Annotated in this window: 14 protein-coding genes and 1 other RNA gene; 9 read left to right on the top strand and 6 right to left on the bottom strand. The window is 64.7% G+C overall.

The features are described from left to right. Positions 1–10: 10 nt before the first annotated feature. Together NP80_RS17985 and NP80_RS17990 are read right to left on the bottom strand one after the other, a co-directional pair. Complete coding sequence (locus NP80_RS17985) at positions 11–1,588, bottom strand: formate dehydrogenase beta subunit (protein ID WP_006410410.1); 1,578 nt, start codon at positions 1,586–1,588, stop codon at positions 11–13. After that, the gene (locus NP80_RS17990; protein ID WP_006400742.1) at positions 1,585–2,085 is read right to left on the bottom strand and encodes an NAD(P)H-dependent oxidoreductase subunit E; all 501 of its coding nucleotides are present in this window, start codon (positions 2,083–2,085) and stop codon (positions 1,585–1,587) included. Before NP80_RS17990 ends, NP80_RS17985 begins: the two co-directional genes overlap by 4 nt. 131 nt (positions 2,086–2,216) lie before the next feature. Here NP80_RS17990 and NP80_RS17995 point away from each other — a divergent pair, with 131 nt between their 5' ends. From NP80_RS17995 to NP80_RS18030, 9 genes are all read left to right on the top strand, one after another. Next, on the top strand, positions 2,217–3,323 hold the full coding sequence (locus tag NP80_RS17995) for a substrate-binding domain-containing protein (protein WP_006410413.1): 1,107 nt from the start codon (positions 2,217–2,219) through the stop codon (positions 3,321–3,323). Positions 3,324–3,425: 102 nt separating this feature from the next. Continuing rightward, the gene (locus tag NP80_RS18000; RefSeq protein ID WP_006410405.1) at positions 3,426–3,695 is read left to right on the top strand and encodes a hypothetical protein; all 270 of its coding nucleotides are present in this window, start codon (positions 3,426–3,428) and stop codon (positions 3,693–3,695) included. 261 nt (positions 3,696–3,956) lie between these two features. Further along, positions 3,957–4,307: a DUF4148 domain-containing protein gene (locus NP80_RS18005; RefSeq protein WP_006400739.1), complete on the top strand. Its 351-nt coding sequence runs from the start codon at positions 3,957–3,959 to the stop codon at positions 4,305–4,307. A 424-nt stretch (positions 4,308–4,731) separates the two neighbouring features. Beyond that, entirely contained in the window at positions 4,732–6,561 is a 1,830-nt protein-coding gene (locus NP80_RS18010) for an N-6 DNA methylase (protein WP_035947096.1), read from the top strand. Next, complete coding sequence (locus tag NP80_RS18015; protein WP_006410415.1) at positions 6,558–7,862, top strand: restriction endonuclease subunit S; 1,305 nt, start codon at positions 6,558–6,560, stop codon at positions 7,860–7,862. Before NP80_RS18010 ends, NP80_RS18015 begins: the two co-directional genes overlap by 4 nt. Continuing rightward, positions 7,859–10,801 carry a type I restriction endonuclease subunit R gene (locus tag NP80_RS18020; protein WP_006410402.1) on the top strand — a complete coding sequence of 981 codons (2,943 nt, stop codon included), beginning with the start codon at positions 7,859–7,861 and terminating at the stop codon, positions 10,799–10,801. The genes NP80_RS18015 and NP80_RS18020 overlap by 4 nt, the downstream gene beginning before the upstream one ends. Next, positions 10,798–11,139 carry a M48 metallopeptidase family protein gene (locus NP80_RS18025; protein WP_006410411.1) on the top strand — a complete coding sequence of 114 codons (342 nt, stop codon included), beginning with the start codon at positions 10,798–10,800 and terminating at the stop codon, positions 11,137–11,139. The genes NP80_RS18020 and NP80_RS18025 overlap by 4 nt, the downstream gene beginning before the upstream one ends. A gap of 53 nt (positions 11,140–11,192) precedes the next feature. Then, positions 11,193–11,438, top strand: a complete 246-nt coding sequence (locus tag NP80_RS29890; RefSeq protein WP_201776352.1) for a hypothetical protein — start codon at positions 11,193–11,195, stop codon at positions 11,436–11,438. 30 nt (positions 11,439–11,468) lie between these two features. Continuing rightward, on the top strand, positions 11,469–12,728 hold the full coding sequence (locus NP80_RS18030; RefSeq protein WP_045594034.1) for an IS256 family transposase: 1,260 nt from the start codon (positions 11,469–11,471) through the stop codon (positions 12,726–12,728). Between the two features lie 89 nt (positions 12,729–12,817). Here the strand turns inward: NP80_RS18030 and NP80_RS18035 are convergent, their stop codons facing one another. From NP80_RS18035 to ubiG, 4 genes are all read right to left on the bottom strand, one after another. Further along, positions 12,818–13,045 carry a hypothetical protein gene (locus tag NP80_RS18035; protein WP_088930114.1) on the bottom strand — a complete coding sequence of 76 codons (228 nt, stop codon included), beginning with the start codon at positions 13,043–13,045 and terminating at the stop codon, positions 12,818–12,820. Positions 13,046–13,400: 355 nt separating this feature from the next. Then, positions 13,401–13,770: a transfer-messenger RNA gene (ssrA, locus tag NP80_RS29895) on the bottom strand. 17 nt (positions 13,771–13,787) lie between these two features. Continuing rightward, complete coding sequence (gene gph, locus NP80_RS18040; protein WP_006400738.1) at positions 13,788–14,504, bottom strand: phosphoglycolate phosphatase; 717 nt, start codon at positions 14,502–14,504, stop codon at positions 13,788–13,790. Positions 14,505–14,517: 13 nt separating this feature from the next. Continuing rightward, on the bottom strand, positions 14,518–15,216 hold the full coding sequence (gene ubiG / locus NP80_RS18045) for a bifunctional 2-polyprenyl-6-hydroxyphenol methylase/3-demethylubiquinol 3-O-methyltransferase UbiG (RefSeq protein ID WP_006400737.1): 699 nt from the start codon (positions 15,214–15,216) through the stop codon (positions 14,518–14,520). Positions 15,217–15,232 lie beyond the last annotated feature (16 nt).

Consider the following 15,232-nt stretch of genomic DNA (forward strand, 5'->3'; position numbering starts at 1 on the left):
TCCTTCTGGCTCAGGCCGCAGCCTTGACGGGCTTCGACGCGGCATCCGTGCCGGCGGCGAGCCCGAAATCTTCGGGGAAATGGTCGAGCGCGGACAGCACCGGATACGGCGTCATCCCGCCCATCGCGCACAGCGAGCCGGCGAGCATCGTGTCGCACAGGTCGCGTAGCAGCGTGATCTGCCGTTCGGACGTGTCGCCGCCGCGGATGCGCGCGATCGTCTCGACGCCGCGCGTCGAGCCGATCCGGCACGGCGTGCACTTGCCGCACGATTCGATCGCGCAGAACTTCATCGCATACTCGGCGAGTTCCGCGAGATTCGACGTGTCGTCGTGCAGCACGATGCCGCCGTGACCGACGACCGCGCCGATCGCCGTATACGCCTCGTAGTCGAGCGGCACGTCCCACTGATGCTCGGGCAGGTAGGTGCCGAGCGGGCCGCCGACCTGCGCGGCGCGCGCGGGGCGGCCGGTCGCGGTGCCGCCGCCGAAGTCGAACAGCAGCTCGCGCAGCGTGACGCCGAACGCGAGTTCGACGAGGCCGCCGTAGCGGATGTTGCCGGCGAGCTGGAACGGCAGCGTGCCGCGCGAACGGCCCATCCCGTAATCGCGATAGAACGCCGCGCCGCGCGCGAAGATCACGGGCGCGGTGGCGAGCGTGATCACGTTGTTGATGACGGTGGGCTGGCCGAACAGGCCCGCGAGCGCGGGCAGGGGCGGCTTCGCACGCACGACGCCGCGCTTGCCCTCGAGCGATTCGAGCAGTGCCGTTTCCTCGCCGCACACGTACGAGCCCGCGCCCTTCGCGACGTGGAGTTCGAACGCGTGCGCGGAGCCGAGCACGTGCTCGCCGAGCCAGCCGGCTTCGCGGGCGCGCGCGATCGCCGCTTCGAGCGTCGCGATCGCGTGCGGGTATTCGCTGCGCACGTAGATGTAGCCGACCGTCGCGCCCGTCGCGACGCCGGCGATGATCATCCCTTCGATCAGGCAGTACGGATCGCATTCCATGAGCAGGCGGTCGGAGAACGTGCCCGAGTCGCCTTCGTCTGCGTTGCAGACGACGTATTTCTGTTTCGCGCTCGCCTGGCGCACCGTGCGCCATTTGATGCCGGCGGGGAACGCCGCGCCGCCGCGGCCGCGCAGGCCCGACTCGATCAGCGTCTCGCATGCGGCGTCGCCGTCGAGCGCGAGCGCGTTCTTCAGGCCGACGAGGCCGTCGTATTTCAGGTAGTCATCGATCGACAGCGGATCGGTGATGCCGATGCGCGCGAACGTCAGGCGCTGCTGGCGCGCGAGATACGGCAGCGCGTCGACGAGGCCGACGCCGCTCGGATGAGCACCGCCTTCGAGCCAGCCGGCGTCGAACAGCGCGGGGACGTCGGCGGCCGTCAGGTTCGCATAGCCGACGCGGCCGGCCGCGGTGCCGACTTCGACGAGCGGTTCGAGCCACAGCAGCCCGCGCGAGCCGTTGCGAACGAGTTCGATCGCGGCGCCGCGCCGTTCGGCCTCGGCGACGATCGCGGCGGCGAGCGCGTCGGCGCCGAGTGCGAGCGCGGACGAATCGCGCGGGACGTAGATACGGGTCGTCATGCGGCCTCCCCGGCGTGCGCGACCGCGTCGGCGAGCAGCGCATCGAATTTTTCCGGTGTGACCTTCGCGTGCAGTACGCCGTTGACCGTCATCGACGGCGACTGCGCGCACAGGCCGAGGCAGTACACCGATTCGAGCGCGACGGCGGGCGGCGCCGAGGCGTGCGCCGCGTCGTCGTGCGCGGCATCGAAGCGGCAGCCGGTACGCGTTTGCGCATGCTCGGCGAGCGCTTCGCAACCCATGCTGCGGCACGCTTCGGCGCGGCACATCTGGATCGTCACGCGCGCGGGCGGCGCAGTGCGGAAGTGGTGGTAATAGGTCAGCACGCCATGCACTTCGGCACGCGACAGGTTCAGCGCCTTCGCGAGCGGCGCGACGCAGCCCGGCGGCACATAGCCCACCTCGTCCTGGATGGCGTGCAGAATCGCGACGAGCGACCGGCCGGCGCGCGCATGGCGCTCGACCAGCGCCTCGGGCGCGTGGGAATTCGGGGACATCGGTTATGCTCCTCCAAAGTCTCATATGCGACTGAACTTCATATAGTCCGCATGGCGACTTCGTTCTGATTGATTTTGGTCAACGATAAGCGGAAGCTTTCGACGTCGCAATAGGAAATCGGAGTACATAATTGATTCGAATCGAATGCGACGCGTATCTGACCGTGCGCGACACGGAAGGGCGCACCGCGAGCCTCTCGGAGGTCGCGCCGCTGCTCGAATTGGTCGCCGAAACGGGCAGCATCGCGCAGGCCGCGCAAGCGAAAGGGCTGTCGTACCGTCATGCGTGGGGGATGCTTCGTGCGCTCGAGGCGTGCGTCGGCGGCGAGCTGATCGAAACCGCGCGCGGCAAGGGTTCGACGCTGTCCGAGCTGGGGCTGGCGATCGTCGACGCGCAGCGCCTCGCGCGCAGCCGCCTCGACGGCAACCTGCGCGCGCTCGCGGCCGAAGTGGCGAGCGATCTGAACCGGCGGCTCGCGCAACGCGACGGCGCCGTACGGATTCACGCGTCGCACGGCTATGCGGTCGCGACGCTCGTATCGGCGCTCGTCGATGCGCAAGCCGCCGTCGACATCAAGTATCGGGAAAGCGTCGAGGCCGTGCGGGCGCTTGCGCGCGGCGAGTGCGAACTGGCCGGCTTTCATCTGCCGCGCGGCGCGTTTCGCGCGCAGTGCGCGCAGATCTACCGGCCGTGGCTCGACGACGGCCGGCATGTACTGATTCATCTGACGCGCCGTCAGCAAGGGTTGTTCGTGCCGCGCGGCAATCCGAAGCACGTGAAGGGGCTCGCGGATCTCGCGCGCGACGACATCCGGTTCGTGAACCGCCAGCCCGGCTCGGGCACGCGCATGCTGCTCGAGCTCGCGCTGAGCGCGATCGGCATCGATCCGGCGCGCATCAACGGCTATGCGTCGGCCGAGCTCACGCATTCGGCGATCGCCGCGTTCGTCGCGAGCGGGATGGCCGATCTCGGTTTCGGCGTCGAGCCGGCGGCCCGTCATTTCGGGCTCGACTTCATTCCGGTCGTCGACGAAGACTATTACTTCGCCTGCGAGCGGGCACGGCTCGACGCACGGCCGCTCGCGGGCGTGCTCGCACTGTTGCGCGATGCGCGCTTCATCGAGCGCGTCGGCGATCTCGACGGTTACGATCCGGCCGCCTGCGGGACGCTGGTCGACGTCGCCGCGGGGCTCGCGGGCGGCGACCTCGCAGCCGCGGAGGGCGGCAATGCGCGGTAACACGCGGGCCGCCGGGCCGCGCTGCAGCAGCGGGGGAATTGCGCTACGCTTGCCGCTTGACCAACGTTCCAACAAGCACGCCGTTCAGGCGTCATTCCCGCCATGAAACTTTCCGTTTCCCTCTCCGCGGCAGCGTTGACCGCGGGGTTCCTGATCGCTGTTTCGCCGCTCGCACTCGCGCAGAATTCGCCGGGCGTGCCGGGCGGCATCCTCAGCGACCAGTTTCGTCTGAACGAGCATCCGCAGATGCCGTTCGCGGCATCGGAGCCGTCCAGGAAATATCAGAGCGGCAAGAAGTCGGCGTTGCGCCGCAAGGGCGACATGGGCGATCCGAACGGCTGCAACCTGAAGTGCCCGATGGACAGTCAGTGACACGCTGATCGCGGCGTCGCGCGCGTGCGTCGACGCCCGACTCGGCAGACAAGCAGACGAGCCCCGCGCAGCCATGGTGTTGCGCGGGGCTCATACGTTTCGGGCGGTATGTCCGCTTCGGATTCGGGTTAACCCGAATTCAGGAAGGATGTGTTCCTGAAACCTGCCTTATTCTTAAGCATTCGCCTACATAAACTTCGGACTGTCAGCGATGAGCGAGGTGTTCATCGCGAAATCGGACAAATCTGGAGGTAGGTCATCATGAAGTCGCTCGTTCAAGCCGTTGTCGTTGCCGCAGCCGTCGTTGCGCCGGTCGTGTCGTTCGCGCAGTCGGGCTCGACGATCACGCGCGAGCAGGTCCGCGCGGAGCTGATTCAGCTGCAGCAAGCCGGCTACAACTCGGCCCGCGGCGAAGATCCGCATTACCCGGAAGCCATTCAGGCGGCGACGGCCCGCGTCGCGGAACAGCAGCGCGCCGCGCTGGCGCAATCGCGAGGCGCGGATACCAGCGGTTATGGCGCGCAGGCGCAAGGCGCATCGGCGTCGGGTTCGCGCGCGATCGTGCGCCCGGCGAGCGACGAGGAAATGAAGTCGCTGTATCGCGGCAGCTAATCAGCGTAGTGCGCGATGCGGCCGGTATGGGGTGCGGCGATGAGCCGCGTCCGCAAGGCGGCGCCGCGTCCGCCGGCACCTACGCAGATACAGGCGCCGGCCCACGTGCGTCACCTCCTGCTGCCGGGATGCCGGCGGCAGGCGGCTGGCTCGAGGAGGGCCGGGCGCTATTTCGGAGGCGGATGCGCGGGCCGCGTCGGCAACAAAAAACCCCGCAGACGCGATGTCGTGCGGGGTTGTTGCGCGTGACGCTGAATGTGGTGGCGGAACACGGAACCGAACCCGCGTCCGCTTGCTGAACCAGATAGCAACGCCTCGGCCTTGAGGGCGCGGATTCGATGATTTGAGCTTTTCGGGGGTTGCAGTTCGGTTGGTTGCTGGCAGCGGCTTGACAAAATTCTGCGATATTGCAAATATCACAAACATGACAGATCAAGCCTCCTCCCTGCCCAATACGCTTCGCGCCATCCGCGCCAAGCTCAACCTCACCCAGGAGCAGCTCGCAGAGCGGCTGGGTGTTTCGTTCGCCACCGTCAACCGTTGGGAAGGTGGTGGTAGCAAACCCCAACGTGCAGCGGTGCAGGCCATCACGGCGCTCGCCCAAGATGCTGGTGTTGCAGACGAGCCTGCTGTGGACCCGGGCGAGAGCCCCATGCCGCCACGCCGCCGTCGCGGGCGCGCGGCAGCTGCTCAGGCCACCAGCACCAAACCAATGGAACAAATGCTCTGGGATGCGGCGTGCTCGATCCGGGGCGAGAAAGATGCGGCCAAGTTCAAGGACTACCTGCTGCCCTTGCTCTTCCTGAAGCGGCTGTCCGACGTGTTCGATGACGAGATCGAACGGCTAGCCGAAGAGTACGGCGACAGTGCTACCGCTCTGGAGATCGCTGAATCCGATCACTCGCTGCTACGTTTCTACCTGCCCCCGGAAGCCCGATGGGCGGTTATCAGCGGGCGCGAGTCATTTGACTGGCCGCTGGACGAGCGCGGCCGCCCGACCGCGCCTAGGGACATCGGTGAGCACCTGACTAAGGCCGTGCGTGCCGTGGTCAAGCAGAACCCGACGCTCTCCGGCGTGATCGACGTGGTGGACTTCGCTACAGAACGCAACGGCGAGCGCGACATCAACCCCGCCAAGTTGCGCGGCGTGGTTGAGACGTTCTCCGATCCGCGCTACCGCCTCGGCCTGGCCGACGTGCAGCCAGACTTCCTGGGGCGTGCCTATGAGTACCTGCTGCGCAAGTTCGCCGAAGGGTCGGGCCAGAGCGCCGGTGAGTTCTTCACGCCGACCGAGGTGGGCTTCTTGATGGCCCACGTCATGCGGCCGAAGCCCGGCGAAACCTGCCATGACTACGCATGCGGCTCGGCGGGGTTGCTCATCAAACTGCAGCTCGTCGCCCGCGAACTCGACCCGACCAGCAAGGTACCGCTCAGGCTCTCCGGCCAGGAGCTCCAGGCCGAGAGCTACGCCGTCGCGCAGATGAACGCAATCATCCACGACATGGAGGTGGAGCTCGCGCGCGGCGACACGATGATTAATCCCAAGTTCCGGAATGCTGACGGCACGATCCGCCAGCACGACATCGTCGTTGCCAATCCGATGTGGAACCAGCCGTTCACGTCAGACCTGTTCGCCAACGACCCGTTTGATCGATTCCGCACTGCCGGCGGCGTCACGAGCGGCAAGGGCGACTGGGCTTGGTTGCAGCACACGCTTGCCTGCATGGATGACGACGGTCGGGCCGCAGTGGTGCTTGATACCGGCGCGGTCACACGCGGCTCAGGCTCGAAGAACGAGGACAAGGAGCGAAACATCCGCAAGTGGTTCGTCGATCAGGACTTGATCGACGGGGTGATCCTGCTGCCCGAAAACCTCTTCTACAACACGACGGCGGCGGGCGTGATCGTGGTGCTAAACAAGCGCAAACCCGCCGCGCGCAAGGACAAGATCGTCCTGCTCAACGCCAGCCGCCACTTCCGCAAGGGCCGGCCGAAGAACTACCTGCCCGAGGAGGACATTCGGGCTCTGGCGGCGATGTACCTCAAGGGCGAACCGGTAGAGGGCGAGCTGACTGTCATCACGAAGCAGCAAGCCGAAGAGGCGGACTACAACCTCAGCCCGGGGCGTTGGATCGCACAGGGCGGCGACGCTGACCATCGGTCCATCAAGAGCATCGTCAAGGACATGCTGGCACTAGACGAGAAGGCCAGAGAGATTGACCAGACCCTCGCAAAGGTGCTCGCACCGCTATGACAAACCCAAACTGGAAATGGCGCCCCCTGGGCGAGCTGTTCGACATTGGCGCCGGAAAGACGATGTCCGCCGCCGCGCGCGCTGGCACTGACAAAGTCCCCTTTCTTCGCACATCGAATGTGCTGTGGGACGAAATCGATCTCACGGAGGTTGACGAGATGTCGATCTCTGCAGCCGAGCTAGTGGACAAGAGCCTCAAGGCGGGTGATCTGCTGGTCTGCGAGGGTGGAGAGATCGGGCGTGCGGCCGTCTGGGATGGTCGCGTACCGGTGATGTCGTTCCAGAACCACCTGCATCGTCTGCGCCCCATTCAGGACGACGTCGATGCGCGGTTCTACGTCTATTTCCTGCAGAGTGCGTTCACGCAGCTGGGCATCTTTGAAGGCGCAGGCAACAAGACTACGATCCCCAATCTTTCTCGCAACCGGCTCGCGGCACTGGGCGTTCCCCACCCGCCGCCAGCAGAACAGCAGTCGATTGCGCAGTCGCTTGCCAAGGTGCGCGACGCGATCACCGTTCATGACAAGGCCACATCAACCGCATTGGAGCTGAAACACGCGGTGATGAATGACCTTTTCACGCGCGGCTTGCGCGGCGAATCGCAGAAGGAAACGGAGATCGGGCCGATGCCGGAGAGCTGGAACCTCGTCGAGTTCCGCGAAATCCGGGAGTGGTTGCAGTACGGCACATCCACCCACTGCACCGTGGAAAGACGCAGCTATCCGGTTTTGCGGATACCGAACGTCGAGTCCGGGCGCGTCAACCCTTCTGACTTGAAGTACTGCGACCTTTCTGCCGCTGAGGCCAGCAAGTATCTGCTGCAACCAGGCGATCTCCTTTTCATTCGCACCAACGGGGTACTGGAACGACTAGGCTCTTGCGCCGTCTATCAGAGGGAGCCGGAAGGGGCCCTCTTCGCGTCCTACCTGATCCGGGCTCGCATCAAGACGGGAGTCGCCGATCCGCGGTACCTCTCCTATTTCTACGGATCACGCCGCGGCACATCGCTGGTCGCCGGCCGCGCGACCCCAGCGGCAGACGGCAAGTACAACTTGAACACCGGCACCATTGACTCGCTGCCGCTGCCCCTGCCATCTACGTTGGACGAGCAGGCGGAAATCGTCGGCGTCCTCGAAGCCCTCGACCGCAAGATCGACCTGCACCAGAAGAAGCGCAAGGTACTGGAGGAGCTTTTCAAATCCTTGCTGCATAAGCTGATGACCGGGGAAATCTCGGTCTCGGATCTGGATTTGTCGGCCCTGTCCACGGCCTCGACACAGCGTGAGGAGGTCGCGGCATGAGCACACTGAAGATCAGCGAGGCCGGCACCGTGCAGTTCCCGATGGTGAAGCACGCCGTGGAGATCGGCTGGACGCCGATCACACCGGAGGACGCGCGCGCCAAGCGCGGCGGCGAGGCGGGCACCTTCTTCCGCGACGTGCTGGAAGCCAAGCTCGCGGCGTTCAACCCTTGGATGTCCGCGGACGCGGTCCGCTCTGTGGTGGAAACGCTTGATGCGCTACCAGCCAGCATTGAGGGCAACCGTGAGCTTCTGGCCTGGTTGCGCGGCGAGCGCCAGTGGTACGACGAGGCGGAAAAGCGGCACCGGCCGGTGACGCTGATCGACTTCGAGCACGTGGCGGACAACGCTTTCCACGTGACGTGGGAGTGGAAGATCAAGCCGCCCGCGCGCAAGGGCAACCGCGCCGATGTGATGTTCGTCGTCAACGGCGTGCCGGTGGTGATCGTCGAGCACAAGAACCCGAAGGACGGTGACGCCATCGAGCGTGCGATTAAGCAACTGCGCCGCTACGAGCTGGAGACGCCGGAGCTGCTAGGTACGGCCCAGCTCTTCAACGTGACGCACCTGCTGGACTATTGGTACGGCGTGACCTGGAACGCCAACCGGCGCGACATGGCACGCTGGAAGCAGGCGCCGGAAGAGACCTACCGCTTCGCGGTGCAGGCCTTCTTCGAGCCCACCGACTTCCTGCGCACGCTACAGCACTGGATCTTGTTCTACGTGCAGGACGGCGAGACCCGCAAGTCCATACTGCGGCAGCACCAGCGGCGAGCGATTGACGCGATCCTGGACCGCTGCGCTGATCCGACCAAGACGCGCGGTCTGGTCTGGCACACCCAGGGTTCGGGCAAGACCTTCACCCTGCTGACCGCCGCGCGGCTGATCTTGGAAGACAGGGCGCGCTTCGCCAATGCGACGGTGATCCTGGTGGTAGATCGCACCGAGCTGGAAGGCCAGTTGAAAGGCTGGGTGGAGCGCCTGCTCGGCGAGATGCAGCAGCAGGACATCGCGGTCAAGCGAGCCAACAACAAGGCTGAGCTGCAGTCCTTGCTGGACGCCGACTTCCGGGGCCTGATCATCTCGATGATCCATAAGTTCGAGGCCATCCGCAAAGACAGTTGCCTGCGCGACAACGTCTACGTCTTCATCGACGAAGCCCACCGCTCGGTGGCCAAGGACCTCGGCACCTACCTGATGGCTGCGGTGCCCACGGCCACGATCATCGGCTTCACCGGCACGCCCATCTCGCGCACCTCGCAGGGCGAAGGCACGTTCAAGATCTTCGGTACTCAAGACGAGCTCGGTTACCTGGACAAGTACTCGATTGCCGAGAGCATCGCCGACGAGACCACGCTGCCAATCAAGCACGTGATGGCGCCGAGCGAGATGACGGTGCCTGCCGAGCGACTGGACAAGGAGTTCTTCGCGCTGGCCGAAAGCGAGGGCGTCACCGATGTTGAAGAGCTGAACAAGGTGCTTGACCGCGCCGTGGGCCTGCGCACCTTCCTCACCGCTGACGACCGCATCGAGAAGGTGGCCGCCTTCGTCGCCGAGCACTTCAAGGAGAACGTCCTGCCGCTGGGCTACAAGGCGTTCGTGGTGGCGGTGAATCGCGAGGCCTGCGCCAAGTACAAGAAGGCGCTGGACAAGCTGCTTCCTCCCGAATGGACGGCACCGGTCTACACGCAGAACGCGGCGGATGTGGTGGACCGTCCGCTGGTGGCCAAACTGCAGCTCTCGGACGAGGGCGAGGAGCAGGTGCGCCTGCTGTTCAAGAAGCCCACCGAAAACCCAAAGATCCTGATCGTCACCGACAAGCTGCTAACGGGCTACGACGCCCCGCCGCTGTACTGCCTGTACCTCGACAAGCCAATGCGCGACCACGTGCTGCTGCAATCCATTGCGCGCGTGAACCGCCCGTACGTGGATGCCAATGGCGTCCAGAAGCGCGTCGGGCTGGTGGTGGATTTCGTGGGCGTGTTGCGCGAACTGAAGAAGGCGCTGCAGTTTGATTCGTCGGACGTCAGCGGCGTGATCGAAGACCTAGACGTGCTGCTCCAGGACTTCCTGCAGAAGATCGCGCAAGCCGAGAAAGACTACCTGCTGGTTTCCAGCGGGGACACGCCGGACGAGCGGCTGGAGAAGCTGGTCTTCGGCCGCTTCCTCGCGCCCGAAGCGCGCAAGGCGTTCTTCGAGGCCTACAAGGAAATCGAGGCGCTATGGGAAATCCTCTCGCCATCGCCGGAGCTGCGCGATCACATCGTCACCTACAAGCAGCTTACGCAGCTCTATGCAGCGGTGCGCAACGCTTACGCCGAGAAGGTCGGGTTCGTGGCGGACCTGGCCTACAAAACACGCCGCTTGATCGAGGAGAGCGCGGAACAGCAAGGGCTGGGTAGGTTGACCAAGAGCGTCACATTCGACGTGCGGACCTTGCAAGCTCTGCGGAAAGAGGACGGCTCAGACGAGGGTAAGGTCTTCAACCTGGTGCGGGGCCTGCAGCAGGAGATGGACGAGGACCCGGCGGCCGCGCCCGTGCTGCAACCCTTGAAGGATCGCGCCGAGCGCATCCTCAAGGACCTGGAGGATCGTAAGACTACCGGCCTGGCCGCAATGGACCAGCTCGCGGCATTGGCGGCCGAGAAGGAAATCGCGATGAAGGCCGCACGGGACAGCGGACTTTCAGCGCGAGCGTTTGCCGTCTACTGGGTGCTGCGCGAAGACGCTGCTGTCAAGGCGGCGTCGGTCGATGCGATGGCGCTCGCAAAGGATGCCGAAGCACTGTTGTCGCGCTTCCCGAATGCAGCTGTGAATCCCGATGAGCAACGCCGCCTTCGCGCGGCCATGTACAAGCCGGTATTGGCACTTCGACAGGACGAACGCGCCCGTGTCGTCGACCTGATCATCCGGCTGCTGCTTGCAGAGGCCGGCGAGTGAAGTCGTCCCTGTACCCCACGCAAGAACTGCGACGACGTGCTCTGGCGTGGGCGGTGAAGTTGCGCCTCAACCCGCGTGTCGTTCGGGTTCAGGAAATGCGCAGGAAATGGGGCTCCTGCTCCTCGGCCGGGACGGTCACCTTGGCCGCCGATCTGGTCAGTCAGGATGAACGCTTCCAGGACTACGTCATCGTCCATGAGTTGCTTCACTTGCGCTTCGCGAACCATGGGCGGGTGTTTAAGGCGCTGATGAGCGCGCATGTGCCGGGATGGCGTGAGTTCGAGGAGACGCGTCGCGCACGCAAGACAATTGACCAGCCTGCCGATCGGCAGAACTGATTTCAAGCAAATTCCAAGAAAGGCTGCGCGAACATCTGTGCGGATTAATCACTATGGCAAAGAAACGAATTTCAAAAAGCACTCTGTCCATGTTTCTCCGCACAAAGTGCGACCGTGAGCTTTATCTGTCATTACACGAGGACTCGGAGCTTGAGGCCAACGGCATGCCTGTCCCTCTGCAGGCACGACCTGGAATTGGAGTGCTGCAAACCGCAGGCCGTGATTTTGAGGATGAGCGGAATGATCAATTGCTTCAGTCCTTCGGCAGCCTGGGAGCCTATCCGAACTTTTGTGTGTGAGGCATAAACTGATGGCCAAGGAGCCACTTTATGCCACGCAAACGCAAGGAAGAAGTGACGATTGAACCGGGCAAGGGATTGAACCTGGACCCGGAACTCATCAAGCAACTGGTGCCCGGGACGCTGGATCGGGCGACGATCAACGAGCAATTCGCGGCCCTGAAGAAGGCGATATTCGAGCGCGCGCTGGGCGGCGAACTGACCCACCACCTGGGCTACGAGAAGGGCGAAGCCAAGCCGGCGGGCCGCACGAACCATCGCAACGGCACCAGCCGCAAGCGCATCGCAACCGACAATGACCTGCTCGACGTCGAGATTCCGCGCGACCGCGAAGGCACCTTTGATCCGGTACTGATCGCCAAGGGCGAGCGACGCTTCACAGGCTTCGACGACAAGATCATCGCGATGTATGCCCGCGGCATGAGCGTGCGGGAGATTCAGGGCTTCCTGCTGGAGATGTATGGCATCGAGGTGTCGCCGGACTTCATCAGCACGGTGACTGATGCCGTGATCGACGAAGTGCGCGAATGGCAGCAGCGACCGCTCGAGCCGATGTACCCGGTCGTGTTCTTCGACGCCTTGCGAGTCAAGATCCGCGACGAAGGCGTGGTGCGCAACAAGGCGATCTACCTGGCGCTGGGCGTGCGCCGCGACGGCACACGTGACGTGCTCGGCCTTTGGATCGAGCAGACCGAGGGCGCCAAGTTCTGGCTGCGGGTGGTGAACGACCTGAAGCTGCGCGGCGTGCAGGACATTCTGATCGCCGTGGTCGACGGCCTGAAGGGCTTCCCGGAAGCGATCAACACGGTGTTCCCGGAAACGACGGTCCAGACCTGCATCGTGCATCTGATCCGGAACTCGCTGGACTTCGCCAGTTGGAAGGACCGGAAATCGGTCGCGGCGGCGCTCAAAGAAGTCTATCGGGCACCGTCGGCCGAAGCGGCCGCCGTGGCGCTGGACGCGTTCGATACGAGCCCGTGGGGTACGAAATACCCACCGATTGCCGCGCTCTGGCGCCGGGCCTGGGATCAGGTGATTCCGTTCTACGCCTTCGCGCCTGACATCCGGAAAATTATATATACGACCAACGCGATCGAGTCGCTGCACATGCAGCTTCGAAAGATCATCAAGGCGCGCGGCCACTTCCCGTCGGACGAGGCCGCGCTCAAACTGATCTGGCTGGCGCTGCGCAACGTCGTGGCCAAGTGGACCGGCTCTCGGCACGATTGGAAGAGCGCGATGACCCAGTTCGCGCTGCTTTACCCGGAACGATTCAACATTGGAATCTGAATCTCAACCCGCCTCACACACGAAATTCCGGATACCTCCGGCGCTGTTCGGCCCCGTTGCATGAACTGGCGGCCGCACTGCGGCGGCCGTCAGTCGTACCCCATCTTCAAATCTTGCGCCTGCGCGGCGAGTTCCTCCAGCGCGCGCAAGCGCTTCGGATCGACCCGGAGTCGTCGCTCGTAGGCCTCGGCGCGCTGCCGTAGCGCCAACAAACGCTCATCACTCGTCGCCGCGTCGGACGCAGCCCTGATCGCCTCCAGCACCTGCTGGTACTCGGCGTCTGAGCGGATCGGCATCACGTCTTCCACGGTTCTCATCGGTTCTCCTGGTAGTTCGGCCTCATCCTGCGCCGGGGTTCGGCCACAGCCAAGCCCTCCCTGCGGGAAGCCACCGCCGGGGCGGCTTCCGTGCGTTTCTCCGTTCTCGGTGCCCGACCGGGGGAAGCAGTTGCAATCTACAACCAGCCCCGCGCAAACCCGCAAGAATGCGGGAGGTGTGGCCGAGAACGCTCACGAGGCCAGCAGAGAAAAACGGAGACAGAGAGGCGGGAAGGACGCCGAAACGGGGTCACCCGGCTGGGTGGCGCTCGCGAGACATCGACGCGGAACCGCGCCAACACTGGCGTTCCGGGCAGAAAAAAACCCAACCGAGAGTGGTTGGGTTTTTGGTAAGTGGTGGAGGCGGCGGGAATCGAACCCGCGTCCAGAAGCGCTCTACGACTAGTTCTACATGTTTAGTTCAGTCTTTTGATTTAACCGCAGCGACGCGGACGAACACGCTGCGCTACGGCGATTCGCTAAGTTTTCGACCCGGCCGTCGCGACGCCGGCAAGGCTTAACTGACGTATATGACCTCTGGCGGTATTGCTACCGGTCTTGCGACGCTAGCCCGTCAGTGAACTAGGCAGAGGACGGCGGCCCTTAGGCTGCCAGTGCGAACGTATCGTCGTTTGCAGTTACGTTTTTCCCATTGATTAACGAGGTGACGGGTCCTCGACATGCCCTAGCCGCTTCACAACCCCTGTCGAAACCAGGTCGCCCCCGCGGATAAGATTGATCATTATAGCGCAACATCGCGCAGCAGATCGCGCAGCTCGCCGGTCGTGCCGACGAGGTGCTGCGCACGCCAGTCGCCCGGCGCGGCGCCGTCGCCGCAGTAGCCGTACGCGGCCGCGACCGTCGCCATCCCGGCTGCGTAGCCCGCCTGAATGTCGCGCAGGTCGTCGCCGACGTAGACGATGCGGTCCGGCGCCAGTGCGAGCAGGCCGGCCGCGTGCAGCAGCGGAGCGGGATGCGGCTTCGAGTGCGGCGTCGTGTCGCCCCCCACCACGCAGGCCGCGCGCGACGCGAGGCCCAGCAATTCGACGAGCGGCGCGGTCAGCCGCATCGCCTTGTTCGTGACGATCCCCCAACGCACGCCGCGCGCTTCGAGTTCGTCGAGCACCTCGGCAATGCCGGGGAACAGCGTCGTCTGAACGCAAATATCGGCGGCGTAGTTTGCGAGGAACTCGTCGCGCATCGCATCGTAGCCGGGCGTCTCGGGCGTGATGCCGAACGCGCCGCCGAGGAGGCCGCGCGCGCCCGCGGACGCGAGGCGCCGCAGCGCGTCGAGCGGCGTTTCCGGCAGGCCGCGCACGCGCTGCATCTTGTTGACGGCCGCCGCGAGATCGGGCGCCGTATCGGCGAGCGTGCCGTCGAGGTCGAACAGCACGGCTTCGCAGTGCTGCAGGCGCGGTGCGTCGAGCACGTCCCGCGCGGGCGAAAGGGGAGTCGTCATGCGGGTCGGCAGGTTACGCGGCGCGGCGGCACGCGACCAGGTAGTTGATGTCGGTGTCGTTCGACAGCGCGAAGCGCTTGCCGAGCGGGTGATACGTGATGCCCTTGATCTCGACGATGTGGAGATCGGTCGCGCGCACGAAGCCCGCGAGTTCTGACGGCCGGATGAAGCGCGCGTAGTCGTGCGTGCCCTTCGGCAGCATCTGCGCGATGTATTCGGCGCCGATCACGGCGAACAGGTACGACTTCAGGTTGCGGTTCAGCGTCGAGAAGAACACCCAGCCGCCCGGCTTCACGAGCGTCGCGCATGCGGCGACGATGTCGGCCGGCGACGGCACGTGCTCGAGCATTTCCATGCAGGTGACGACGTCGTAGGTACCGGGCTCGCGCGCCGCGATCGCTTCGGCCGCGATCGCTTCATAGTCGACGGTGATTCCGCTCTCGAGGCTGTGCAGATCGGCCACGCCGAGCGCTTCGGTCGACAGGTCGATGCCTTTCACCTGCGCGCCGAGGCCGGCCATCGATTCGGACAGGATGCCGCCGCCGCAGCCCACGTCGAGCGCGCGCTTGCCGGCGAGATGCGCATGCGAATCGATCCAGGCGAGCCGGACCGGGTTCAGGTCGTGCAGCGGCTTGAATTCGGCATTCGGATCCCACCACCGATGGGCGAGGTCGCTGAATTTCTGGAGTTCGTGCGGATCGGCGTTGGTCATGTCGGCAAACGGGATA

Source organism: Burkholderia multivorans ATCC BAA-247 (genome assembly GCF_000959525.1).
Lineage (GTDB): Bacteria > Pseudomonadota > Gammaproteobacteria > Burkholderiales > Burkholderiaceae > Burkholderia > Burkholderia multivorans.